The sequence below is a fragment of the Enterococcus sp. AZ197 genome (assembly GCF_050556405.1).
Classification (GTDB): Bacteria; Bacillota; Bacilli; order Lactobacillales; family Enterococcaceae; genus Enterococcus; species Enterococcus faecalis.
On sequence record NZ_CP187873.1, the window covers coordinates 95,902 to 119,907 of the forward strand.

The following is a 24,006-nucleotide window of genomic DNA, read 5'->3' on the forward strand; positions in this document are numbered from 1 at the left end:
AAAAACAGGCCATCCGTTCTTTCGACGGATGGCCTGTTTTTTCATCTTAAGCTAATCAACTGAACAAAAGCAGCTCCTTCTTATTGACATTCTCAGGTAACCCTTCATCGCAGTTTAGCCTTTGAACAGAACTTACTGAGTTTTTGGAGCAAACCGCTTGTGCCTCAGCCTTTGTTTTTCGATGCTATCTTTAGGTATTTTGGCTAAAATATTGTACACTTTACATGTGCAAGAAATTTAGTTAGAGATATGAGGATAGAATGATGGAAAAGATGATGGTTTTATACAACGAAACTTCAGGAAGTAGTGAAAGTAAAGAGATTGCAGAACGCTTTAAAAAAGCTGCAGAAGCGAAAGGGGAAGCGGTTATTTTGCAACCTTCCAATCCAGACATTGATCCTGAAGAAATGCGGAAAAATGCCAAAGAAAATCAAGTGGGTGTCTTGGTCGTCATTGGTGGTGACGGGACCATTCATCATGCCGTTCAAAATTTTAAAGACACCATTCGTGACTATCAAATAGGGATTATTCCAGGTGGAACAGTCAATAATTTTGCGCGTGTGTTAAGTATTCCTTTGAAAGAAGAAGACGCCTTTGAGACCATTTTGGCAGGACAGACCACACCAGTTGACTTTGGAATGGTAAATCAAGATGTGATGATTTCGACCTTAACGATTGGACTATTAGCAGATACAGCAGCAAATGTGACCCAACAGGAGAAACAAAAATATGGTCCTTTAGCCTTTACAAAGCAATTTTTCCGCTTATTAATGAAAAAGAAAAAATACAAACTAAAAATTGATGGCGATGAAAGACGTTGGCATGGCAAAGCCCAATTATTAACGATGACCATGACGAATTCTGCTGGCGGCTTTACCAATTTCGATGCCAATGCCACGCCAGATGACGGCGAAGTCCACATTATCATTTTACCTAAGTTAGTTTTTTACAAGTTTGTCTATTATTTACCTAAAATTATCAGAGGACAATTAAATGAAATTCCTGGTGTCGTGTATTTCTCTGGGAGTCAATTTAAAATTAGTGGCGAAAAAGACAAGAAAGTCCAAACACGAACAGATGGCGACCCTACCGATGATTTACCGATTAAAGTAACGGTGGAAGCTGGGGGACTCAACGTGTTTGTTCCTGAAACGTCCACATCTACGAAAGAATAAAAGAAACAACTGTTATTTTTTCGTGGAATAGATTTCTCATTTTGTGTACAATAGAACAGAAGAGAGGCAGTTGAGTGAACAGTGAAATGGGATGAATATGTTGATATATTCGATACAGATGTCGTTTCTAAAATTATTATTTTAAGAAACTTGCCAATTAATGAAGGCTGGATTGACATCAATGAGTTAGCAGAAGAATTACAATTAAACAAAAAATCAGTCAAAAAATACGTAGAGCTTCTAAAAGATGACATTACGTATTATGCTGTGGATAATGATGCTTCTTTGGCTTTTGAAAAGGGGCATGGCTATCGCTTGAACTTGGCGTCTAGCCAAGCGTTCCAGAAACTTTATACAGCAATTTTTCGGGATAGTTTAACTTATCAAGTAATGGAAGATTTATTCTGGGGTCGATTTAATGGGATTGTGCCAGCGACAACAAAATATCATACCAGTGATGCCACGATTCGGCGCTTGCTTAAAGGGTTTACAGAAATTTTAGCGCCATTGGGGTTAGTGATTAATAAAAGCACCTGGAAAATTGAAGGCAATGAAGCGTATTTGCGCCATTTTGCTTACACTATTTTTATGGACTTAATCCGTGATACTTGGCCTTTTGACTATATACAAGAAACGGAAGTCGCACAAACTGTCCAAAAAATGATGGCTTTTTTCAACGTAGAAGTTGCGGAAACGGTGATACGCCGAGTTAAATATATGGTCGCTATCTCAAAAGTCCGTAGTGCGCAAGGCGCCGAATATCAACCTTCAGCCGAGCAAGAAACTTATTTAGAAGGTAATAAACATTACCAAGCCTTTATAGAAGAAATGACAGCTACAACCCTTTTCCTTAACAAAAACGATTTAACTTTTGTGTACTTTTTCTTGTTAGCCAATGACCAATTTTATCAAGATGAAGCCACTGCACAAGCAATTTTAGCGCATTTTGATGAGACTGAAGCACCCGTTTACATGTTGACTCATTTAGTCCAACATTTCTTATTAGAAGAAATACACATGACGCCGCAATTGGAGAAAATTCGTCCGCAAATTTTTTATTATTTGTTTGCTACACATTTATTTGCCGAACTTTACTATGTCCAAAATGTGAAAATGTACAATGTCTTTTGGAATAAAGTTAAAGAAAAATATCCGGTTCTTTTAGAAGAATTAAGCCAAGGCTTAAATCAACTTTACGAACAAACAGGCAATGAATTATTTACAAATAAAGAATTTTTGGCTCTGCGTTATTCTAGTGTTTTGGCGCTTTCCGATGATTTAATTCATCGCGAACAAAAAATTGTTTTAGGGTTAAAATCAGGCTTGCCAGTACTGGAAGAAGAACGGGTGAAACTTTCGATTGAAAATAATTTTCGTCGGTTCTATGCATTGGAAGTTTTACGATACAGTGAAGCAAGCAAAGAAGAATGGCAAAATATTGATTTACTATTAGTGACTTCTTTGACAGATGTAGAAACGGGCCATCCAGAGATCTTTTTACTTTCAAGTGAGTTAACGTTTGAACAATATAATCGTTTGAACCAAAAAATAGTAAAAATTAACGAGAAAAGAACCACGTCACTTTAATAAAAAATCAAAAAAATGGGCTTTTTTGAGGTATATGTCCGATAAATTGTAAAAAAATTTTTCTAAAAAGTAAAAAAAGACAAGAAGAAAACGTCAATAAGTAGGTAATCAACACCTACTTATTGACGTTTTCTCGTTGTTTTTTAATAAATACTGCGTCAATTCTTCTGAAAATTATGTCAAAAAGGTACTTTTTTTGCTTTTTTTATCGTAAATAATAGATGATTAGCTATTGATAGTAAAGGAACTACTACTTTTTTTAACAGGCGGTTAAAAAATATTGAGGGTTCTCACAAGAATTTTTCTATATAATAGAAAGAGCAAGGGAAGGAAGGCGGGATAGAATGAAAAAACGGATGGAACAAATTGAAGAAATCTTAAGTTGTGAAGAAAATAGTGCCGGTGTTCGATTAAAGGAATTGGTTGAGGCCTTAGAATTAGAAGTCACAAATCAAAACTTGTTAAAGGTAACAAGTATCTTACATATGAATCCAAAATTCAAAAAAATTTATGCATACGAAGACAGTCGTGTTATTACGCTGTATCAACTTTTACAAAATAAGCCGTTGGAAGTAACGGAATGAAAAGAGGAAAACACATGAAGAAAACAATACTTATTCTTCTATTTGGTTTATTGACGGTGGTTGGTCTACCAATGGTGACTGAAGCGGCTGAACCAGTTGATGCAACAGATGCAACAATTTTTGGTGCGCAAGCGATGGTACCTAATAGCACAGAGGATCAAACAGATAAGTTACAGACATTACTGAGTCAGACAGCAAAGGAAGGACGGGCATTATTTTTACCACAGGGAAGTTATGCTCTGTCAAAAGATATTGCGATTTCTTCAAATTATCAATTAATTGGCGATACAACAGGAGCCACTATTTTACATAATGCTACAGGTGCACCGATTCAGCTAACAGACACAACGTACGGGACGAAAACCAATGTACGACTTCAAAATATTGCTTTTGACGGCATCAATGTGACCTTAAAATTGACGAATCAATTAACGCTAGCAAACAATATCTTTTATAATCCATTAAAAGGATTCGTGGTCAATCTAAATGCAGATATTGGCGTTAAAATTTCAGGTAATATTTTCATGCGAGACACAGCACATATGCAGCCAGGGATTGATTTTAACCGAGCGATTTACATTGGTGGTTATTCAACACCAAGTCGCTTCCAGTATATGTCAGATGTAGACATCGTGGACAATTTATTTGGGTTAAAAGTGACGGAATTAGATGCGATTAAAAGCACCGGTCGTTCAGACTTAGCAGCAACTATTACACGTTTACAAACAGCCATTGAAGCAGGTGCTATTTCAGTACCTAATGAACAAAATTATCTATCCACCGGGGTTAATTCTTTTAATATGTTGAAGGATGTAACTGTCCAACATAATTTTTTCTATTCACCCTATGACAATGAAAACTTAAACGGCTTAGGTGGCGATCATGCGATTTATTTCCGTGGTGCCCAAAACATCACGGTGGTAGGGAATCACTTACGTGGACTACAAAATGGTCCAGCTGGCGGATTTAAGTTTAAATCAGGCCGTAATATTACGATTATGAATAATTATTTGCGAAATACAGGCCTCATTATGTATGGAACACCAGAGATTGGTTTGGCAGAAACGCAAGCAGAGGGTGCTATCTCAGAACTCTCTAACTGGTTAGTGGCTAATAACATTTTTGATTGGAAGTATTGGAACAATCAATATGCAATTGGAATGGAATACAATCGACATACAGGAAATAACAATGTGTTCAATGGCGTATTTATCAACAATCAGTTTGTTAACTACCACAATATTCCGCAAAATCGACGTCGGGAATTGTTAATCGCTAGTGGCGGTGGTTTCCGACCAGAAACGAGTTTTGTGAAAGACAATACTCGAGATGATGGCCTTAAAAACGGCCAATTATTGGTAGAAAATTGGACAGAGGCGGACTATCGCTTAATGCCAGCAACATGGGAATCATTAATTTCACCAACGCTTTATGAGCAATATAAAAATACGCCAATTCCGGTTAGAAATACTTTAGCAACCCCTGTGGCTACAACGATTGTGCAAGGACAATCAATCGATCCGCAGCAACTGGTTGCTAATACAAATGACGCGGATGAAGCAGTCCCAACTGCTAAAATCGTCAATCCAGAGGTTTTAAATGAAATCGGTCAACAAAAAGTGACTGTTCAATTAACTTATGAAACAGGGGCATTGGTAACAGTGAACGTACCGGTGACGGTAGATGCCTCTGCAAAAAAGCTTGATTTGTCCCAGCTACAAACCGTTTATGCTTCGATTGGTGAAGCAAACCAATATACAGTTTACTCTTGGCAGCTATTCACTGCCATTGGGCCTAAAACAATTGTTCCTTCCTATTATCAGCAGGCGACACAATTGTTAGCAGAAGGTCAGGAGAGTCAGGACAAAACCCAAGAGCAAGTGGATCAGTTAACAAGTAATTTGCAATCTGCAATGAAAGTATTAGTCAAAAAAGCCGATATCACGCTAGAGCGTACAGAAGCAGAAAATGAACTTGCAAGCGTTCATAAATTAGACGAATCTGTATATACCAAAGACTCTTGGCAAGCCATGCAAGAAGCCTTAATAGATACAACAACTGGCGAAGGAAGTTCTAAGCAGTTACAACAACTGCTTGCTTGGTCAGATGAAGAATTATTAGAGCCAACACTTGGTGGCTTTAAAACGCCTGCAGATGCACAAAAGCGTATTAACCAATTAACACAAACCATAAAAACGGCGTTACTTCTGTTAGTTGAAAAATCAACAGAGACAACTAGTAGCACAAGCGAAAGCAGCACTTCAAGCACAACCAGTGAAACCAGTAATACCAGCGAAAGCAGCACGCCAAGTACAACTAGCGAAACCAGTAATACCAGCGAAAGCAGCACCTCAAGCACGACAAGTGAGAGCAGTAGTACCAGCGAAAGCAGCACGCCAAGCACGACAAGTGAGAGCAGTAGTACCAGCGAAAGCAGCACCTCAAACACAACCAGTGAAAGCAGTAGTACCAGCGAAAGCAGCACGCCAAGTACAACCAGTGAAACCAGTAATACCAGCGAAAGCAGCACGCCAAGCACGACAAGTGAGAGCAGTAGTACCAGCGAAAGCAGCACCTCAAGCACAACCAGCGAAACCAGTAATACCAGCGAAAGCAGCACCTCAAGCACGACAAGTGAGAGCAGTAGTACCAGCGAAAGCAGCACCTCAAGCACAACCAGTGAAAGCAGTAGTACCAGCGAAAGTAGTACCTCAAGTACGACAAGTGAGAGCAGTAATACTAGCGAAAGTAGTACCTCAAGCACGCCAAGTGAAACAAGCAATACGAATGAAAGCAACACACCAAGTACAACCAGTAAAACAAGTAGTACCAGCGAAAGTAGTGCTTCAAGTACGACCAGCGCAACCAACAGTACAAGTGAGAGTAGCACCCCAAGCACTGTAAACGAAAGCAGCCAAAACAAAGGCCAGAATTCTGTCATTTACGCGGTAGAGTCTAATCAAGATCCTAATGACGCTCAAAGTAATTCAAAGCCCTCTGCCAAGGCTAGTCAAACAAAGGAATCAGTAGCAGAAAACCAAGCAACTAAACAGATACAGACGAATCAAGAATCGTCAGGAACAGTCAAAAAAGCGGATAATACGACCAAAATTGCCAAGAAAAAATTCCCCAAAACAGGGGAACAATCTTCAGCAGTTGTGAGCTTCCTAGGCCTGAGCTTTTTATCGTTAGCCATAGCAACCTATTGTTTTAAAGTGAAAAGATAACTCTTTAAAAACGGATAAGTAAACATCCTGAAACAAGAAATAGGACTTGTTTCAGGATGTTTTCATATAAAATTAAAAGAACTACAGTTTTTAGTGAAAAAATACACAAAAGTACTTGAATTTCTGTGATATAAGGGTAAAGTAAAGGAGGACAAAAAACAAAGGAAGTGAAATGTTTGTATACACCAGATGAAATTTTAAGTATTAGTATTGAAAATGGTCAGAAAAAAATTCAAAAGCCTTTGGTAGCAAAACTCATTTTAGGATTTATCGGCGGGGCTATGATTTCCCTCGGCTATTTGGCTTATGTGCGTGTTTCCGCCTCTATTCCAGCAGATTTAGCCAGTGTTCAAGCTTTAGTGGGAGCTGCGGTTTTCCCGATTGGTCTAATTGTTATTTTAATGGCTGGTGGTGAGTTAATCACAGGAAATATGATGGCAGTGAGTACGGCTTGGTTTGCTAAAAAGGTCTCTTTCAGAGAATTACTCGTGAACTGGGTCACAATTACATTGGCAAATATGGTTGGCGCCCTATTTGTTGCCTATTTTTTTGGTCATTATTTAGGTTTAACCAGTAGCGGCGCCTATTTAAATCAGGTTCTTTCTCTTGCAGAACATAAAGTTGCAGCAACTTGGCTTCAAGCAATTATTTCAGGTATTGGCTGTAACTGGTTCGTAGGTCTGGCCTTATGGCTTTGTTATGGTGCGAAAGATGCAGCGGGGAAACTATTAGGCATCTGGTTTCCAGTAATGATTTTTGTTGCAATTGGCTTTCAGCATAGTGTGGCGAATGCATTCATCATTCCAGCCGCAATTTTTGAAGGCGGCGTTCAGTGGGGAGACTTTTTCCGTAATTTTATTTTTGTTTATTTAGGTAATATCATTGGTGGTGCCATTTTTGTTTCTGGCTTTTACTATTTAAGCTATCGCAAACATTAAATCCATTTAGCAGATAAAAACCTACACAAAGGCTAAATGCCTTTGTGCAGGTTTTTTCTTTTTAAACAAAAAGGAAAACGGTTGAAAAATTATTGCTAGATTTTTAAAACAATGTTACATTAATGTTGCAAAAAGATTTCTGGAGGTAACGAAAAATGAAAAAAATTGCTTTGTTCAGTATGTTAACGTTCAGTGTATTGTCTTTAAGTCTAGCAGGATGTGGAAACAAAAAAACAGCAAGCACAAATGATTCTAAGCCAAAGCAAGAAACAAAGAAAGCCACGCAGAAATCCTCTAGCCAACAAGAAATGAAAAGTAGTCATTCGTCTGTCACGGGTCAAAATTCTAATGTGACAGGGGAAAATCCGTCAGAAAATGCCACGCAGCCTTCTGCAGGAACTGATGAAACGAATGAAGTCCCTCAAAACCAAGCACCTGATACAAACATTACAATTACCAATGTTGTTTTCAATCCTGAAAGAAATGAAATTAATGGTACTACATTACCTAATGCAACCATTACAGCAACGGTAGTCGGTGATGCTTCTGCACAAGCAGGTGTTTTTTATGCGGATGCCAATGGCAATTTTACAGTAATTAGTCCCAGAGCGGGAGCGACTACTCAATTAATCGCAACCGTTGATCAACGGAATAGTGCACCTGTCCAAATTGATATTCCAAGTTCAGGACAAGAAGCAGCGCTTTCTTTTAGCAATATTACGATTGATCCGAAACAAGGGACAATTTCTGGTAAAACAGCACCGAATGCAACTATTTTAGTGTCACGTGCAGATGATGCGCGGGTGATTCTAGCAAGTTTTACTGCGGATGCCCAAGGGAATTTCACAGCCAGTAATTTAGTTCCCGGCACAAAAAATCGCTTAGACGTTACGTTAAATGGAGAAATAGGGACACCTTACTTGTTTGATTTACCAAATTAAAATAGAAGAGAAGTGATCAAAGCCACCAACGCTAGTTAGCGTTGGTGGCTTTGATGTTTTAAGCTTCTTCTTTTTTATGATTGCGGATATGTAAATAGATGGTATTTTTTGAAATACCTAATCGATCGGCAATCTTTATGACAGAATCTTTGAGATTAAAAATTCCTTGATCATATAAACGAATAACAATTTCTTTATTTTGCTTCAAATGTGATACATTTGGATCGCTTTCTACTGCTTGTTTTACTTTTGTCAGTGAAGTAGTGATTAATTCGTCAATATTGTCAGAAAAATGTTCAGAATTTTTAAGCTCTTGGGACATATCATTTTGTTGTCCTGAAGGTAATAAGTCTTGCAAGTAATCAATTAATGGCATTTCTAAATGCATATTGATACAGATCAATCCAATAATACGATCATTTTCACCGATAACTGGAATGGTGGAAGATTTTAAAATAACCCCTTTTTGATTTTTATTGTAGTAGGGTTTCACAGCGTAATCATGTTCCGACTCTACTTGACTTAACATTTTTAACGCCATATCAGTAATGGGGGCACCTTCCTTGCGGTTACTGAAATGGCCATTGATGACTTTGATAGCTGAACTTTCCAAATTTTCTAAACTATGAAGAATGACTTCATGGGTACTACCAAAGAAGTTCCCTAATCCATCAAGCATTAAGGCATGTGAATGTAAGATTTGTTTATCTACTTCACTTAAACGTAAATATGACTCCAAGTGATATCCTCCCCTACACTGAAATTAATTTTAGTGTAATACTTTTTTAATGGAAAAGCAATAAGATTCTTTACGTTAAAAAAATACATTGACTAAACTTTTGTTTAGTTGTATACTCTGAATGTGGAATGAAATTTTTGTTACTCATTGTACTTTAGTTCATCGGAATGCTCGCTCATTCTTTCACTTGTTGAGCAATAAAAATTTTATTCAGGAGTACCATCCGTTATAAAAAAATATAGTTGGAGGCAAAGAAATGAAAACGTTATCAGGAATCTTGATGTTAGTCTTAGTTTTATGTGGCATGTCCCTATTCTCTTTTAAAGCACCGCGAGGGAAAAAATCTTTAAGTGCTTTGTCTGGTGCAGCTTGTGCCACCTTTCTACCAGAGGCGTTTTTGCGATATGCAGTAGGCGGCGTTTTTCATTTAGATTATGTGTCGCAAATTGGTGAAACTATGGGTAGTCTAGGTGGTTTAGCAGCTGGAGCTCTTGTGCCGCTCGCTTTCGGGATTAGTCCAGTTTTTTCAATTATTTTAGGTCTGTCATTGATTAAAGTCAGCTTGTTACCAGCCTTTATTACCGCATATCTTTTATCTTTTGTTGTTGAGCAGATGCAAAAACGTATTCCAGAAGGGATTGACTTATTAGTCGTTATTTTAGTCATTCCAGTCGCTGCTTCGTTAGTTGCTGGTTTTATTCAACCCGTTGTATTAGGTGTCCTAGAAGTTATTGGGGGCACGATTTTAAGTGCAGTAGATGGCAATCCATATGTGATGGGCGCAATTTTAGGTGCTATTATCCCGATTGTTGGTATGACACCGTTAAGTTCAATGGTTTTAACTGCCTTGATTGGTTTGACTGGTGTACCAATGGCTGTCGGTGCGTTGACTTGTTACGGCAGTTCCATTGTCAATGCGGCGCTATTTAAAAAGTTAAAACTAGGCACAGCTTCAACCCCGTTAGCTGTGGCAATTGAGCCATTAACACAAGTCGATATCATCAGCTCCAATCCAATTCCTATTTACGCAACGAATTTATTTTCAGGAATGGTTAGTGGTATTGTAGTGACTTTCTTTGGCTTAAAAGTACCTGTGACAGGAATGGCAACGCCGTGGGCTGGTTTACTTGTGACATTAGGTAACAATGCCATTCAAACGACTTTACTAGCAGTAGCGATTATCACAGTGGTCAGTCTGATGTTTGGATTTTTAGGTGCGCTGGTCTTTAAACGTTACAGAATTGAAGCGGTGGATAATACACCAGAATTTGAAGGAACGACGGAAGTAACCAGTGAAAAAGAAGCAGTAAAAACCAAAGGAGGAGTTACGTATGAACACAGCTATGGCCATCAATAAACCTAAAAAAGTGAACAAAGTAATGAACTACAAAAGTTGTTTTGACATTATCGGTCCTATTATGATTGGTCCTTCTAGTTCGCATACAGCTGGGGCCTTAGCGATTGGCTTAGCGGCAAGAAAGTTATTCGGCGGAACGCCAGAAAAAATTGTGATTAAATACTATGAATCTTTTGCAGACACGCATAAAGGACATGGAACTGATTTTGCAATTATTGGCGGAATTCTTGGACTAGCAGCAGATGATGCCAACGTAACACAATCCATTGAACTTGCGGAAGAACAAGGAATCGAGATTCAATTTTTAGAAATGAGTGAAGAAAGTCCAGTGAAGCATGCTAATACAGCATGTGTGACACTCAGTGATGCAACGCACGAAATTCATTTAACAGGAATTTCTGTAGGTGGCGGCACTATCGAGGTGAAATACATTGAATTAGACGGTTTCAATGTCCAACTACATGGTCCTTTACCTATTTTGTTAGTCATTAATCAAGAAGAGCAGGCGATGCAAGCTTTTAAAGATACGTTACAAAAAAATAATATTCAAGTGAATGCTGTGTCTCGTTATGTGGAAGGGAATCAAATTTTATTCATCTTTGACTTAGATTCGGCACCAATTTCCTCGGTGAAAGAACAACTGTTTTCACTAGATGACACATCGAAAATAATCTTATTATGATAGGAGTTTGACATATGTACCTTTCGATTGAAGAATTTATCGATAAAGCTGAAAAAACAGGAAAAAAAATCTCTGATTTGATGATTGAGCAAGAAATGGAGCGTAGCCAAAAAAGCTATGAAGAAATTTGGACACAGATGGGTCAAAATTTGGATGTTATGGATGCTGCTGTCAAACGCTCGCAAGAAGGAGCAGGCGTTTTTTCTCCTACTGGGTTAACGGGCGGTGATGCGGCTCGTTTAAAAAAATACCGCGCAGCTGGCAAAACGTTATCAGGTGATTTAATGATGTCTGCAGTTCAAGCCGCACTAGGTACGAATGAAGTCAATGCAGCAATGGGCGTTGTTTGCGCAACGCCAACCGCTGGTGCAAGTGGCACCTTACCAGGGGTTTTAACAGCGATTAAAAATACCTTGAATTTAACGCGTGATCAACAAATTCGTTTCTTGTTTACCAGTTCTTTATTTGGGATGGTCACAGCTAACAATGCGATGATTGCTGGTGCTGTTGGTGGATGTCAAGCCGAAGTAGGCAGTGCTTCAGCGATGGCCGCCGCTGCAGCTGTTGAAGCGGCTGGCGGAACACCACGCCAATCTTCTGAAGCTTTTGCTATGGCTTTAGGGAATTTATTAGGTTTAGTTTGTGACCCAGTGGCTGGGTTAGTCGAAATTCCTTGTGTTAAACGAAATACAGTAGGTGCAGGCAATGCGTTAATCGCTGCAGATATGGCTTTAGCTGGAATTGTAAATAAAATACCAGCAGATGAAGTGGTGGAAGCCATGAATAAAGTCGGCCGTCAATTACCACGAGAATTGAGAGAAACGGGTTTAGGTGGCTTAGCTGGCACAGCGACTGGCCAACGAATGAAGAATGAAATTTTTGAAAAAGTAAAATTCACCATTGTTTAAAATTTAATCATGAAGAGGGAAATAAGATGCTGGATATGAAAAAAATTCGCCAAAATGTAGAAGTGGTACAGAAAAAGTTAAAAACACGTGGTGTGGACGAGGAAGTTTTATTGCGCTTTTTGGCTTTAGATGAAGAACGGAGAGCGTTACTTGTTAAAGTTGAAGAACTGAAAAAACACCGTAATCAGGTATCAGGAGAAATTGCACAATTAAAGCGTGCACAAAAAGATGCTTCACAACAGTTGCTAAATATGCAAGAAGTTAGCGAGCAAATTAAAGTTTTAGATCAAGAAGTTGTTCATTTGCAAGAACAATGCACAGCCATTGCAGAACGTTTGCCTAACTTACCTCATGAGAGCGTACCTGTTGGCGCAGACGAAGCCGCCAACGTAGAAGTTCGGCGGTGGAGTACGCCGAAAACTTTTTCATTTGAACCGAAACCACATTGGGAAATCGGTGAAGCCTTAGGAATTTTAGATTTTGAAAGAGGCGCGAAAGTATCTGGTAGCCGTTTTCTTTATTACAAAGGCTTAGGGGCTCGTTTAGAACGAGCGGTCTATAATTTTATGTTAGATCAACATGTTAATGAACATGGTTATACCGAGGTGATTCCTCCTTATTTGGTCAATAGCAAAGCAATGTTTGGCACCGGTCAGTTTCCTAAGTTCAAAGAAGATGTCTTCCAAGTTGCAGAAAGTGATTTGACGCTGATCCCCACAGCGGAAGTCCCGTTAACTAACTACTATAATAATGAAATTTTAGAGGCGCAAGAGTTACCGATTTATTTCACTGCTTTAAGTCCTTCTTTTCGTTCGGAAGCGGGTAGCGCAGGCCGTGATACCCGAGGATTAATTCGTTTACACCAGTTCCATAAAGTAGAAATGGTTAAATTTAGTGATGCAGAACACTCTTATGAAGAATTAGAAAAAATGACCAACAATGCTGGAGACATTTTAGAAAAATTGGGCCTCCCTTATCGAGTGATTACTCTTTCGACAGGTGACATGGGCTTCTCGGCAGCGAAAACCTATGATTTAGAAGTTTGGATTCCGGCACAGAAAACGTATCGAGAAATTAGTTCTTGTTCAAACTGTGAAGACTTCCAAGCACGTCGGGCGTTGATTCGTTATCGTGATAAAACGGGTCATGTTCAATATGCCCACACTCTTAATGGGTCAGGACTTGCTGTTGGTCGAACAGTGGCTGCCATTTTGGAAAATTATCAAAATGAAGATGGCACCGTAACGATTCCAGAAGTTCTACGTCCTTATATGGGCGGTTTAACGAAAATAGATTAAAAAAGAAGGTTGATGTCACAACATCAACCTTCTTTTTTAATTCGTTAAATCCGTTAACCAATGCCCAATTTCTTGAAAAACTGTTGCTTTTTCCGTTTCTAATAAAATTTCATGACGCAATGTGGGAAATAGTCGTAACGTCACGTGCTGAAAACCTGCATGCTTTAATTGCTTTTGAATTTTCGCTGGCCCCTTGCTGAAATCACCAACTGGGTCTTCAGCGCCACTAATGATCAAAATAGGCAATTCTTTTGGGATCGCTTGGTACCAATTCTTTTGATTGGCTCGTTTAACAAGTGAAAAAAGGGTAGCAAAACCATTATTGGTAAATACGAAGCCCATTAATGGGTCATTTTCATAGTCAGCCACATTGGCTTGATTTTTAGAAAGCCAATTAAAGGAACTTGCTTCAGGAAATTTTTTACTAAAAGAACCAAATGCCAGCTTATCAATGAACGGAGCTGGTTTTTTCGGCTGTTTCTCGGCCATTTTTTTAATAAAAGGCAATGCTGCGGTTAAAGGTAACGGACTTGTTCCAGTGCCCATGAAAATGACTCCTTGCACAGTCACAGGATAGTCTTGCAGATAGTTGCGCAAGGCGAAAGACCCCATGCTGTGACCCATCATAAAATAGGGCAATTGTGGATAGCGATTCACAGCCCATTGTTTCACTTGATGAATATCTGTAACGACATTTTCAGGCCCTTGTTCTCCAAAAAAACCATAGATCGGTGCGCTTGGTTGTACAGATTCGCCATGACCTAGATGATCATGACCAATTACGGCAAACCCTAATTGATTTAAAAAACGAGCAAATTCATCATAACGTTGGATATGCTCTGCCATGCCGTGAATCAATTGAACTACGGCTTTGGGTGAAGGACAGGGCCAATGACGTACATTGAGCTGAGTTTGTTGATCGTTTGAAGTGAGTATGAATTGTTCAGTCATAAGAAACCCTTTCTTTGCTTTTTGATTATTATACAAAAAAAAGACGGTGTTCAAAAGAAAAACTCATGAGAAAACGCCTCAGCTTTCACTGAGACGCCTTTTTTTATTTATCTTTAATAAAAATAGCAATGATGTCAAAAAATAGTCGATTTTACTAAGTGATGAATTATGGGTGGTACAAATACTGCTGGAAATAGTTGTTAACTTCAAGGGCATCTTCTTTATTTTTTGAAAGAATTAAGATGGTATCATCCCCAGCGATGCAGCCCAAGATATGAGGGTTGTGGATACGTATGCGATCAATTAAAACCCCAATGGCTTGCCCGTTGCCAGGTAAGACGGTTAAAAGATTTGTGAACTCTATTTGTGTTAAAGAAACACCAGTTTCAATAATAATGTCAACAAGACGTTCTTCATCTGTTTTATATTTTGGACGAAGGGCAGAATTATTCAAGATACGATAATAGGCTTCTCCTTGACCATTGTCTACTTTGTTTAAATTCAGCTCACGAATGTCACGAGAAATAGTTGCTTGTGTGGTGTGAATATTTTCTTTTTCCAATAATGCTAGTAATTCACTTTGTGTATGGATTTCATTTTCTGTGACCAATCGCTTAATCATCGTTTGGCGTTTTAATCGGTTCATTACTTTCCTCCAGTTCAGTTAATCATGCAAAAAAACATCATTGCTGTTATTTAAAACGGTGCCAGTAATTCCCTAAAATCACTGTACAACGTTTTACTAAATTGTGCAAGTCTCACTTTTTTAAATGCGAAATATCCGACAAAATCAATGAGAATCTTTTAGCTAAACGACCCTTTTTCTATTCTAATTAGAGAGATTCTGCTAGTATTGCTTTGTAAATGTCTGGAGGAAGGGTGTTATTTGTGAATAAGCAAACACGCCAAAGTTTGATTAAAGAAATCATTCAAACAACCGTAATTCATAGTCAAAATGAGTTGTTAAGAGAATTAAAAAAGCGCGAGATAAATGTCGCACAAGCAACGATTTCACGGGATTTATGGGAATTAAAAGTCGTCAAAGCATTAGATGAGTCTGGCGAGATGCGGTTAACGATTTTTGAACAATTCACTTCTTTAGAAGAACGAAAAAAAGAACAGTTGATACAAGCAATTCGTGAGGTAGTGACCAAAGTTGAACGTGTCGCCTTTTTACTAGTGGTTCATACATTACCAGACAACGCAACATTGTTTTCAGCTGTACTTGATGAAGTGTCTTTGTGTGAAAAGAAATGTTCTGTCGCTGGCTTCGACACTGTTATTATTGTTTCATCATCCGAAGAAAAAGCACAAGAACTAGAGCAGTATTTTCAACAATTTATTCAGCCAACACCTTTGTCAAAAAGTAACGCATAAAAGGAAGTGAGCCAGAAGTCGTTTTGACTTCTGGCTCACTTCCTTTTACCTCTATAAGATTATAACTTTATGAAGTGTGTGGAGAAATAATTTTTTTTGAATAAATGCATTTTTTTTTATTTAATTATGCATTATTTTTTTAGAATATCTATGAAAGCGCATTCTTTTAGGCTAGAAATATGCATAAGAAAGAATACCGTTGTATATTTGGTATTTTGTTTGGCAAATGGCTCACGTCCTAGGTTAATCAGGTCTGTTATTCTGTGTTTGTAATTAAGTTGAGGAGGTTATTTCACATGAGTCATCCAATTAATGTATTTTCTGAAATCGGGAAATTGAAAACAGTGATGTTACATCGTCCAGGTAAGGAACTAGAAAATTTAATGCCAGATTATCTGGAGAGATTGTTGTTTGATGATATTCCGTTTTTAGAAAAAGCACAAGCAGAACATGATGCATTTGCAGAGTTGTTACGATCAAAAGATATCGAAGTGGTCTATTTAGAGGACTTAGCTGCTGAAGCGTTGATTAATGAAGAGGTCCGCCGACAATTTATTGACCAATTCTTAGAAGAAGCCAATATTCGCAGTGAATCAGCAAAAGAAAAAGTTAGAGAGTTAATGTTAGAAATTGACGACAACGAAGAACTGATTCAAAAAGCGATTGCTGGTATTCAAAAACAAGAATTACCTAAATATGAGCAAGAATTTTTAACAGATATGGTTGAAGCGGATTATCCATTCATTATTGATCCAATGCCTAACTTATACTTCACGCGTGATAACTTTGCGACAATGGGGCACGGGATTTCTTTAAATCATATGTATTCAGTAACTCGACAACGGGAAACCATTTTTGGGCAATACATTTTTGATTATCATCCTCGTTTTGCTGGAAAAGAGGTTCCTAGAGTCTATGATCGTTCAGAATCAACCAGAATTGAAGGTGGCGATGAATTAATTCTTTCAAAAGAAGTAGTGGCCATTGGGATTTCTCAAAGAACGGATGCCGCGTCAATTGAAAAAATTGCGAGAAATATTTTTGAACAAAAATTAGGATTCAAAAATATCTTGGCTTTTGATATCGGTGAACATCGTAAATTCATGCATTTAGATACCGTTTTTACCATGATTGACTATGATAAATTTACAATTCATCCAGAAATCGAAGGCGGCTTGGTTGTTTACTCGATCACTGAAAAAGCAGATGGAGACATCCAAATTACAAAAGAAAAAGATACATTAGATAACATTTTATGCAAATACTTGCATTTAGACAATGTTCAATTAATCCGTTGCGGCGCTGGGAATTTAACCGCAGCAGCCCGTGAACAATGGAACGACGGTTCAAATACATTAGCAATTGCCCCTGGGGAAGTTGTTGTTTACGATCGGAATACGATTACGAATAAAGCGCTAGAAGAAGCAGGCGTGAAATTGAATTACATTCCAGGAAGTGAACTAGTACGTGGCCGTGGTGGCCCTCGTTGTATGAGTATGCCACTTTACCGTGAAGATCTTTAAAAAAACACCCAAAAATAGGAGGAATCATCATGAATTCAGTATTTCAAGGACGTAGTTTATTAGCAGAAAAAGATTTTTCAAGAGCAGAATTAGAGTATTTGGTAGACTTCAGTATTCACTTAAAAGAATTGAAGAAAAAAGGGATTCCACATCACTATTTAGAAGGAAAAAATATCGCTCTTTTATTTGAAAAAACTTCGACACGGACACGCTCTGCATTTACTACAGCAGCGATTGATTTAGGGGCACATCCTGAGTATTTAGGCGCCAACGATATTCAATTAGGTAAAAAAGAATCTGTTGAAGATACAGCGATTGTTTTAGGTAGTATGTTTGACGGGATTGAGTTCCGTGGGTTTAGTCAAGAAGTAGTGGAAGATTTAGCGAAATATTCTGGTGTTCCTGTTTGGAATGGTTTAACGGATCAATGGCATCCAACACAAATGATTGCGGACTTTATGACAGTGAAAGAAAACTTTGGTCGTTTAGAAGGAATCACTTTAGTATATGTCGGCGATGGCCGTAACAACATGGCAAACAGCTTGTTAGTGACAGGTGCTATTTTAGGCGTAAATGTTCGCATTTGTGCACCAAAAGAATTGTTCCCTTCTGATGAAGTCGTTAATTATGCAAAAGAATTTGCGAAAGAATCTGGTGCAGAATTAATGATTACAGACGACGTTGCTAAAGGTGTTAAAGGAGCCAACGTGTTATATACAGACGTTTGGGTGTCCATGGGTGAAGAAGATAAATTTGAAGAACGTGTCAATCTGTTGAAACCTTATCAAATTAATATGGCTATGTTAGAAAAAACCGAAAACATGGATGGCGATTTAATCGTATTACACTGTTTACCAGCCTTTCATGATACGAAAACACAATACGGAGAAATGGTTGCTGAAAAATTCGGCATTACTGAAATGGAAATCACGGATGAAGTCTTCCGCAGTAAATATGGTCGTCAATTTGAAGAAGCAGAAAACAGAATGCATTCTATTAAAGCGATCATGGCAGCTACTTTAGGCAACTTATTCATTCCTCGTGTGTAGGAAGCAACTGAAAAAACATTGAAAAAAGAATAGTCGTTTCGCCCTTTAAGAGATTCTTTTGAAGGGCGGCCTATTCTTTATTATGATAGGAAAGAAGGATTTGTAATGGGGAAAAAAATGGTCGTTGCACTAGGCGGAAATGCCATCCTTTCAAATGATGCTAGCGCACATGCACAACAGCAAGCATTAGTTCAAACATCTGCCTATTTAGTTCATTTAATTAAACAAGGGCATCGGTTGATTGTTTCACATGGCAATGGTCCACAAGTCGGAAATCTATTATTGCAACAACAAGCAGCTGATTCTGAAAAAAATCCAGCAATGCCTCTAGATACGTGTGTTGCTATGACACAAGGAAGTATCGGCTACTGGTTGTCCAATGCGCTTAATCAAGAATTAAACAAAGCAGGAATCAAGAAACAAGTGGCTACTGTTTTAACACAGGTGGTCGTAGATCCAGCAGATGAGGCATTCAAAAATCCAACAAAACCGATCGGTCCATTTTTAACAGAAGCTGAAGCCAAAGAAGCAATGCAAGCAGGTGCTATTTTTAAAGAAGATGCAGGACGTGGCTGGCGCAAAGTCGTTCCAAGTCCTAAGCCAATTGACATCCACGAGGCTGAGACTATTAATACCTTAATAAAAAATGATATAATTACCATTTCATGTGGTGGTGGTGGCATCCCTGTCGTAGGACAAGAATTAAAAGGTGTCGAAGCAGTAATCGATAAAGATTTTGCTTCTGAAAAACTAGCAGAATTAGTAGATGCGGATGCACTAGTTATTTTAACTGGCGTGGATTATGTGTGCATTAATTATGGCAAACCAGATGAAAAACAATTAACCAATGTCACTGTAGCAGAGTTGGAAGAATACAAACAAGCGGGTCATTTTGCACCAGGTAGTATGTTACCGAAAATTGAAGCCGCCATTCAGTTTGTAGAAAGCCAACCCAATAAACAAGCAATTATCACTTCTTTGGAAAACTTAGGAAGTATGAGCGGCGATGAAATCGTAGGAACGGTTGTGACAAAATAAAGTATAGTATTTAGGAGAATTAAGATGATGATAGAGAAAATAATCACTAAAAATAATCAAGATTTTCAATACTTTTCTGAATCAGAACTAACAGAATTGCGCAACGAGAGTTTCGTTCGCTCCTATAAAAAAGGCCAAGTCCTTTTTTATCCAGGTGATCCGAGAAATCATTTAATTTTATTGGTTTCAGGTGTCATTAAAATTGAAAAAAATGATCGCAGTGGTAATTTTTCCTATCTGCATTTTATGAAAAAGCAGGCTCTTTTTCCGAGAATCGGACTGTTTCAAGATGAGGTTCATTACGACTCCGCGATTGCCTATACGGATATTGAGGTTGTGTTTGTGCCAGTTAAACTGTTTGAGCGTTTTCTCCAAAATAATCCCCAGCAATTGATTCATTGGATTCAAGAACAATCGGTCCTTTTAAAAGAAAGTATGATCAAAATCCAAAAAGGAACAACCAATGATGCATGTGAACGGATTGTGACATCACTGGCGATGTTATTAAATGATTTAGGAGAACGAATTGACAACAGAGAACGCGTTGCAATTACTTGTCCAATTACCATTAATGACATTGCACGAATGAGTGGAACTACGCGGGAAACAGCAAGCAGTGTTATGAAAAAATTAGTCCAAATGAACCGTATTAGCTACAGTCATAAATTCTTAACTTTTCTAGATACGCCATTCTTTATTGATCGATTGAGTAATTAATCATAGAGAAGGGAGATACAGGAAAGTAGGTTCCTGTATAAAAGGATATGGCAGAAAAAAAGAAGAAAAACAAAAAACAGCTTTCGTCTTTTAGTATTTTATTTATTATTTTAATTGTTTTAGGTATCGTAACGGTCTTGCTAAATGGCCAGCCATTTACCCCAAGAGAAATTGATGGCAAAATGGTTGACCACGTGGTAGGGGCCAAATTATCGGATATTATCATGGCTCCATTCAATGGGTTTAAAGATGCCATTGAAATTAATATTTTTATTTTAGTACTCGGTGGCTTTTTAAATATTGTGACGCAAACTGGGGCTCTTGAAGCAGGGATTCAATCAGTCGTTAAAAAGTTAAAAGGGAACGAATTGAAAATCATTCCGATTTTAATGATTTTATTTTCTATTGGTGGTTCGACTTATGGAATGGCAGAAGAAACAATTCCTTTTTATGGTTTATTGAGTGCCACCATGGTCGCCGCTGGTTTTGATACGTTTGTCGCAGTGGGTACTGTGCTATTGGGTGCAGGATCAGGTGTTATCGGTTCAACGGTTAACCCTTTCTCCACAGGGGTAGCGATGGATGCGTTGCGAGGTATTGGCATTCAGCCGAATACAGGAATTATTTTAATTGTCGGTGCTATTTTGTGGGCGGCCTCTACTAGCTATTCTATTTTCATTGTGATGCGTTATGCGAAAAAAGTGAAGGCTGACAAAGGTTCAACAATTTTATCTTTACAAGAACAAGAGGATATGGAAAAAACGTATGGACAAGCAGCGTCGAAAGAAATGCCATTTACGAATCGTCATAAAAAAATCTTAATGGTATTCGCTTTCTGTTTTGTCATTATGATTGTTTCCTTAATTCCATGGAACGACTTTGGAGTGACGATTTTCAAAGGCTGGACGTCTGTTTTAACAGGCAACAGTTTCGGTGACTGGTACTTTGGCGACTTAGCGATGTGGTTCTTCCTTTTAGGGATCATTGCTGCCTTGATTGGTCGCTTTACTGAAAAAGAAACCATTGAAGCATTTATCGACGGTGCCAAAGATATGTTATCCGTTGTTTTAATTATCGTAGTTGCTCGCGGGGCATCTGTTTTGATGTCTAAAACGTATTTAGATTCATTTATCCTTGATAAAGCGGCAGGCTTATTACAAGGACTCTCCCCAGTCTTATTTGTCATCGGTGCCTTTGTTTTATACTTAGGTTTATCTTTCCTAATTCCTTCAACTTCTGGTTTAGCGTACGTTTCTATTCCTGTAATGGGTGCGTTAGCTAAAAACATTGGTTTAAGTCCAGAAGTGATGGTTATGATTTTTGCTTCAGGTTGTGGCTTGATTAATTTGATCACGCCAACATCTGGTGTCGTAATGGGTGGTTTGGAAATTTCCAAAGTTCAATATGCCACTTGGACAAAATTCATGGCCAAACCAATGATTGTCTTAGGCTTAATTAACCTAATTATCTTAATTGGCGCGATGTTACTCTTTAGCTAATCAAAAATTTTTTATGTTAGGGCTTCGGCTTTCGGAAAAAAGAAGAAGCAATGAAACAACAGCGACTACCTAAAAGTAGTCGCTGTTGTTTCATTTTGATAATTGTTGAATTAACAATTTTGCGACAGCGCGGACAGAAAAAGGATTTTGCCCAGTGATTATACGGCCATCTTGATACGCAAATTCTTTATAAGGACGCTTTTTCGCAAAAGTAGCACCATGTTCTTTGGCAATTGTTTCGTTTAAGAAAGGAACAACTGCTTTTTTCATGGCTAAAATTTCTTCTGCAGTAGTGAAGCCAGTAATGGTTTTATCTGCAATCAAATAATTTCCTGACGCATCTTTGACATTTAAAAGGCCAGCAATTCCGTGACAAACAGAAGTTAGGTACTTGCCCTGTTCGTAAAGGCTACGAGTGATTGCTTGCAACTGAGGATTATCAGGAAAGTCCCACATAACGCCATGGCCTCCTGTAAAGTAAATTGCTGCGTATTCATCTGGCTCAATTTCTTCAAGAGAGAGGGAATGCGCTAGCGCTCGTTCTTGAAAATCAGCACTTTCATAAACTGCCATAATGGATGAATCTACATATTTCATACTCCGGGGATCCAAAGGGACATAGCCTCCTTGGGGACTAACATAGTCAACTGAAAATCCTGCTTTGGTTACTTCTTCCACGAACTCCGTGGCTTCACCTAGCCAGAGGCCCGTTGGTTCTTCGGTGCCGTGATAACGGGAGACGTTTGTGAGGACCACGAGAATTTTTTTCATGCTTGCTTCCTCCCTGGCATAATCGACGTAATGTGGGTCAATAGTTGTTGGAGTTGCTCAATTTTGGTGGTATCGTGAGAAAGTGAGTAATAATTTTTAGTTCCTTCACTGCGACAATCAATTAATTTGGCTTGTTTCAAAATTTTTAAGTGGTGAGAAACAGCGGGACGTGAGAGTTGTGTCGCCTCTGTTAACTCAGTGACACGACGGCCAACACAGGCCTGGTCTTCTAACAGTGCAATAATAATTGCTTGGCGTTTTTCATCACCCAATGCGATTAAAAAATCACTAAGCGCAGTAAATTCTGTTTGAATTCCTTCTAATTCTTTCATATTCTTTCGCCTCTTTGGTTCGTATTTTTAAACGATTAAACCATTTTTCGTGTTTTTTGTCAATAAAATACGCTGAGGGCTGAAACTTGACGTGGATCCCATTTTTCGTTAAGATACTAATTGATTAAAGGTTTAAACTTTTAAACCAATAAAAGGGATAGAAAGAGAGGAAAGATTCAATGATGAAAGCCGCTTTAATTCATAAATACGGACAAAAAGAATTATCAATCGAGGAGGTGCCCTTACCCACCATTCATGACAATGATGTTTTGGTCAAAATTATCGCTGCCAGTATCAACCCGATTGATTTAAAAACAAAAGATGGCAAAGTAAAGATGCTTTTAAATTATCAAATGCCACTGATTTTAGGCAGTGATTTTGCTGGGATTGTTGTTTCTGTTGGAAAAAATGTTCAAAATTTTAGGCTGGGCGATGCAGTTTACGGGCGAGTACCCAAAAATCGCGTGGGAACTTTTGCTGAATATATTGCAGTGGATCAAGCGGCTGTAGCTATGAAACCGAAAAATTTAACGTTTGAAGAAGCTGCGGCCATTCCGTTAGTCGGTTTGACAAGTTATCAAGCGCTACATGATATTATGAATGTACAGCCAGGCCAGAAAGTCCTGATTCAAGCAGGTTCAGGAGGGATTGGAACCATTGCGATTCAATTAGCAAAACTAGCAGGCGCTTACGTTGCCACCACAACGAGTAGTAGAAATAAAGAATGGGTTCAAGCGTTGGGAGCAGATGAAGTGATTGACTATCGGACACAAAATTTTGAAGAAGTTTTATCCGACTACGATTATGTGTTTGATACAATGGGGGGGACAATCTTAGAAAAAGCTTTTTCAGTGGTTAAACCTCAGGGAAAAGTTGTTACATTGTCAGGCATTCCCAACGAACGTTTTGCTAAAGAGTATGGCTTGCCGCTTTGGAAACAATGGGCCTTTAAAATAGCTACTCGCAAGATTCATCGATTGGAGCAAGCCACAGATGTTAGTTATCATTTTTTGTTTATGCGTCCAGATGGCGAGCAATTAGCTTTACTCACTGAGTTTATTGAACAGGGAAAATTACAGCCGATAATTGACCGAGTCATACCTTTTAGCCAAATTCAAGAAGCGGTGGACTATTCACTGACAGGACGAGCGCAAGGGAAAATTGTTGTGAAAATCGCCGATGTTGATCACGACTAAGTAAAGGAGACTTGCAAGAAAAATAGGCCTGTTTTTCTTGCAAGTCTCAAAATTTACATTTAAACGCCGCCTAACGAAAGTGATTTTAGGCGGGAAAAGATTTTTATAGAAAATCCT

22 protein-coding genes are annotated in these 24,006 nt (G+C 38.4%); 17 read left to right on the forward strand and 5 right to left on the reverse strand.

Translation table 11 applies throughout. From position 1 onward, the window contains the following. Nucleotides 1–260: 260 nt before the first annotated feature. The 6 genes from IGK82_RS00390 (at nucleotide 261) to IGK82_RS00415 (ending at nucleotide 8,452) form a co-directional block, all read left to right on the forward strand. A complete protein-coding gene (locus IGK82_RS00390; protein WP_002403939.1) occupies nucleotides 261–1,175 on the forward strand; it encodes a diacylglycerol/lipid kinase family protein in 915 nt (304 codons plus the stop codon). Nucleotides 1,176–1,256: 81 nt separating this feature from the next. Further along, complete coding sequence (locus tag IGK82_RS00395; RefSeq protein WP_430605131.1) at nucleotides 1,257–2,762, forward strand: helix-turn-helix domain-containing protein; 1,506 nt, start codon at nucleotides 1,257–1,259, stop codon at nucleotides 2,760–2,762. A 344-nt stretch (nucleotides 2,763–3,106) separates the two neighbouring features. Next, a complete protein-coding gene (locus IGK82_RS00400; protein WP_002356115.1) occupies nucleotides 3,107–3,346 on the forward strand; it encodes a hypothetical protein in 240 nt (79 codons plus the stop codon). After that, on the forward strand, nucleotides 3,343–6,573 hold the full coding sequence (locus tag IGK82_RS00405) for a glycosyl hydrolase family 28-related protein (protein ID WP_201290738.1): 3,231 nt from the start codon (nucleotides 3,343–3,345) through the stop codon (nucleotides 6,571–6,573). Before IGK82_RS00400 ends, IGK82_RS00405 begins: the two co-directional genes overlap by 4 nt. Before the next feature lie 176 nt (nucleotides 6,574–6,749). Then, nucleotides 6,750–7,511 carry a formate/nitrite transporter family protein gene (locus IGK82_RS00410; RefSeq protein WP_002389593.1) on the forward strand — a complete coding sequence of 254 codons (762 nt, stop codon included), beginning with the start codon at nucleotides 6,750–6,752 and terminating at the stop codon, nucleotides 7,509–7,511. A gap of 155 nt (nucleotides 7,512–7,666) precedes the next feature. Further along, entirely contained in the window at nucleotides 7,667–8,452 is a 786-nt protein-coding gene (locus IGK82_RS00415) for a lipoprotein (protein ID WP_002356118.1), read from the forward strand. Nucleotides 8,453–8,510: 58 nt separating this feature from the next. Here the strand turns inward: IGK82_RS00415 and IGK82_RS00420 are convergent, their stop codons facing one another. Next, nucleotides 8,511–9,131 (reverse strand): helix-turn-helix transcriptional regulator, encoded by a 621-nt coding sequence (locus tag IGK82_RS00420; RefSeq protein ID WP_430605168.1) that lies wholly within the window; start codon nucleotides 9,129–9,131, stop codon nucleotides 8,511–8,513. A gap of 316 nt (nucleotides 9,132–9,447) precedes the next feature. Here IGK82_RS00420 and IGK82_RS00425 point away from each other — a divergent pair, with 316 nt between their 5' ends. The 4 genes from IGK82_RS00425 to serS are packed head-to-tail and all read left to right on the forward strand — an operon-like array spanning nucleotide 9,448 to nucleotide 13,436. After that, a complete protein-coding gene (locus IGK82_RS00425) occupies nucleotides 9,448–10,548 on the forward strand; it encodes a PTS sugar transporter subunit IIC (RefSeq protein WP_002386389.1) in 1,101 nt (366 codons plus the stop codon). Further along, on the forward strand, nucleotides 10,535–11,230 hold the full coding sequence (gene sdaAB / locus IGK82_RS00430; protein ID WP_002387470.1) for an L-serine ammonia-lyase, iron-sulfur-dependent subunit beta: 696 nt from the start codon (nucleotides 10,535–10,537) through the stop codon (nucleotides 11,228–11,230). Before IGK82_RS00425 ends, sdaAB begins: the two co-directional genes overlap by 14 nt. Before the next feature lie 14 nt (nucleotides 11,231–11,244). Beyond that, entirely contained in the window at nucleotides 11,245–12,138 is an 894-nt protein-coding gene (gene sdaAA / locus IGK82_RS00435) for an L-serine ammonia-lyase, iron-sulfur-dependent, subunit alpha (RefSeq protein WP_002356122.1), read from the forward strand. A gap of 26 nt (nucleotides 12,139–12,164) precedes the next feature. After that, the gene (gene serS / locus IGK82_RS00440; protein ID WP_002361511.1) at nucleotides 12,165–13,436 is read left to right on the forward strand and encodes a serine--tRNA ligase; all 1,272 of its coding nucleotides are present in this window, start codon (nucleotides 12,165–12,167) and stop codon (nucleotides 13,434–13,436) included. Nucleotides 13,437–13,472: 36 nt separating this feature from the next. Here the strand turns inward: serS and IGK82_RS00445 are convergent, their stop codons facing one another. Both IGK82_RS00445 and IGK82_RS00450 read right to left on the reverse strand, forming a co-directional pair. After that, nucleotides 13,473–14,423 carry an alpha/beta hydrolase gene (locus tag IGK82_RS00445; protein WP_002373779.1) on the reverse strand — a complete coding sequence of 317 codons (951 nt, stop codon included), beginning with the start codon at nucleotides 14,421–14,423 and terminating at the stop codon, nucleotides 13,473–13,475. Nucleotides 14,424–14,553: 130 nt separating this feature from the next. Further along, nucleotides 14,554–15,033 carry an arginine repressor gene (locus IGK82_RS00450; RefSeq protein WP_002356125.1) on the reverse strand — a complete coding sequence of 160 codons (480 nt, stop codon included), beginning with the start codon at nucleotides 15,031–15,033 and terminating at the stop codon, nucleotides 14,554–14,556. Nucleotides 15,034–15,251: 218 nt separating this feature from the next. On the opposite strand from IGK82_RS00450, the gene IGK82_RS00455 reads away from it, so the two are divergent. The 6 genes from IGK82_RS00455 to IGK82_RS00480 all read left to right on the forward strand — a co-directional run bounded on the left by IGK82_RS00455 (nucleotide 15,252) and on the right by IGK82_RS00480 (nucleotide 21,590). Next, nucleotides 15,252–15,764: an arginine repressor gene (locus tag IGK82_RS00455; protein WP_002387472.1), complete on the forward strand. Its 513-nt coding sequence runs from the start codon at nucleotides 15,252–15,254 to the stop codon at nucleotides 15,762–15,764. A gap of 296 nt (nucleotides 15,765–16,060) precedes the next feature. After that, entirely contained in the window at nucleotides 16,061–17,287 is a 1,227-nt protein-coding gene (gene arcA, locus IGK82_RS00460; RefSeq protein WP_002356129.1) for an arginine deiminase, read from the forward strand. A 26-nt stretch (nucleotides 17,288–17,313) separates the two neighbouring features. Continuing rightward, nucleotides 17,314–18,336, forward strand: a complete 1,023-nt coding sequence (argF, locus tag IGK82_RS00465; RefSeq protein ID WP_161299076.1) for an ornithine carbamoyltransferase — start codon at nucleotides 17,314–17,316, stop codon at nucleotides 18,334–18,336. Nucleotides 18,337–18,441: 105 nt separating this feature from the next. Next, nucleotides 18,442–19,374, forward strand: coding sequence for a carbamate kinase (gene arcC / locus IGK82_RS00470; protein WP_002356132.1), 933 nt, complete (start codon nucleotides 18,442–18,444; stop codon nucleotides 19,372–19,374). A 24-nt stretch (nucleotides 19,375–19,398) separates the two neighbouring features. Next, complete coding sequence (locus IGK82_RS00475) at nucleotides 19,399–20,091, forward strand: Crp/Fnr family transcriptional regulator (RefSeq protein ID WP_002356133.1); 693 nt, start codon at nucleotides 19,399–19,401, stop codon at nucleotides 20,089–20,091. Between the two features lie 47 nt (nucleotides 20,092–20,138). Then, nucleotides 20,139–21,590 (forward strand): YfcC family protein, encoded by a 1,452-nt coding sequence (locus tag IGK82_RS00480; protein WP_002356134.1) that lies wholly within the window; start codon nucleotides 20,139–20,141, stop codon nucleotides 21,588–21,590. Between the two features lie 90 nt (nucleotides 21,591–21,680). On the opposite strand, the gene IGK82_RS00485 is transcribed toward IGK82_RS00480, so the two are convergent. Together IGK82_RS00485 and IGK82_RS00490 are read right to left on the reverse strand one after the other, a co-directional pair. Continuing rightward, nucleotides 21,681–22,361 carry a type 1 glutamine amidotransferase domain-containing protein gene (locus tag IGK82_RS00485; protein WP_002414088.1) on the reverse strand — a complete coding sequence of 227 codons (681 nt, stop codon included), beginning with the start codon at nucleotides 22,359–22,361 and terminating at the stop codon, nucleotides 21,681–21,683. Next, nucleotides 22,358–22,693 (reverse strand): ArsR/SmtB family transcription factor, encoded by a 336-nt coding sequence (locus tag IGK82_RS00490; protein WP_002359261.1) that lies wholly within the window; start codon nucleotides 22,691–22,693, stop codon nucleotides 22,358–22,360. The genes IGK82_RS00485 and IGK82_RS00490 overlap by 4 nt, the downstream gene beginning before the upstream one ends. Before the next feature lie 179 nt (nucleotides 22,694–22,872). Here IGK82_RS00490 and IGK82_RS00495 point away from each other — a divergent pair, with 179 nt between their 5' ends. Beyond that, nucleotides 22,873–23,889, forward strand: coding sequence for an NADP-dependent oxidoreductase (locus IGK82_RS00495; protein ID WP_016622157.1), 1,017 nt, complete (start codon nucleotides 22,873–22,875; stop codon nucleotides 23,887–23,889). Nucleotides 23,890–24,006: the final 117 nt, after the last annotated feature.

Coding starts and splice junctions, on each gene's coding strand:
- IGK82_RS00390 (WP_002403939.1), top strand. CDS start 261: ATGATGGAAAAGATGATGGTTTTATACAACGAAACTTCAGGAAGTAGT.
- IGK82_RS00400 (WP_002356115.1), top strand. CDS start 3,107: ATGAAAAAACGGATGGAACAAATTGAAGAAATCTTAAGTTGTGAAGAA.
- IGK82_RS00405 (WP_201290738.1), top strand. CDS start 3,343: ATGAAAAGAGGAAAACACATGAAGAAAACAATACTTATTCTTCTATTT.
- IGK82_RS00415 (WP_002356118.1), top strand. CDS start 7,667: ATGAAAAAAATTGCTTTGTTCAGTATGTTAACGTTCAGTGTATTGTCT.
- IGK82_RS00420 (WP_430605168.1), bottom strand. CDS start 9,131: ATGCTTGATGGATTAGGGAACTTCTTTGGTAGTACCCATGAAGTCATT.
- IGK82_RS00425 (WP_002386389.1), top strand. CDS start 9,448: ATGAAAACGTTATCAGGAATCTTGATGTTAGTCTTAGTTTTATGTGGC.
- sdaAB (WP_002387470.1), top strand. CDS start 10,535: ATGGCCATCAATAAACCTAAAAAAGTGAACAAAGTAATGAACTACAAA.
- sdaAA (WP_002356122.1), top strand. CDS start 11,245: ATGTACCTTTCGATTGAAGAATTTATCGATAAAGCTGAAAAAACAGGA.
- serS (WP_002361511.1), top strand. CDS start 12,165: ATGCTGGATATGAAAAAAATTCGCCAAAATGTAGAAGTGGTACAGAAA.
- IGK82_RS00450 (WP_002356125.1), bottom strand. CDS start 15,033: ATGAACCGATTAAAACGCCAAACGATGATTAAGCGATTGGTCACAGAA.
- IGK82_RS00455 (WP_002387472.1), top strand. CDS start 15,252: ATGTCTGGAGGAAGGGTGTTATTTGTGAATAAGCAAACACGCCAAAGT.
- arcA (WP_002356129.1), top strand. CDS start 16,061: ATGAGTCATCCAATTAATGTATTTTCTGAAATCGGGAAATTGAAAACA.
- arcC (WP_002356132.1), top strand. CDS start 18,442: ATGGGGAAAAAAATGGTCGTTGCACTAGGCGGAAATGCCATCCTTTCA.
- IGK82_RS00475 (WP_002356133.1), top strand. CDS start 19,399: ATGATGATAGAGAAAATAATCACTAAAAATAATCAAGATTTTCAATAC.
- IGK82_RS00480 (WP_002356134.1), top strand. CDS start 20,139: ATGGCAGAAAAAAAGAAGAAAAACAAAAAACAGCTTTCGTCTTTTAGT.
- IGK82_RS00485 (WP_002414088.1), bottom strand. CDS start 22,361: ATGAAAAAAATTCTCGTGGTCCTCACAAACGTCTCCCGTTATCACGGC.
- IGK82_RS00490 (WP_002359261.1), bottom strand. CDS start 22,693: ATGAAAGAATTAGAAGGAATTCAAACAGAATTTACTGCGCTTAGTGAT.
- IGK82_RS00495 (WP_016622157.1), top strand. CDS start 22,873: ATGATGAAAGCCGCTTTAATTCATAAATACGGACAAAAAGAATTATCA.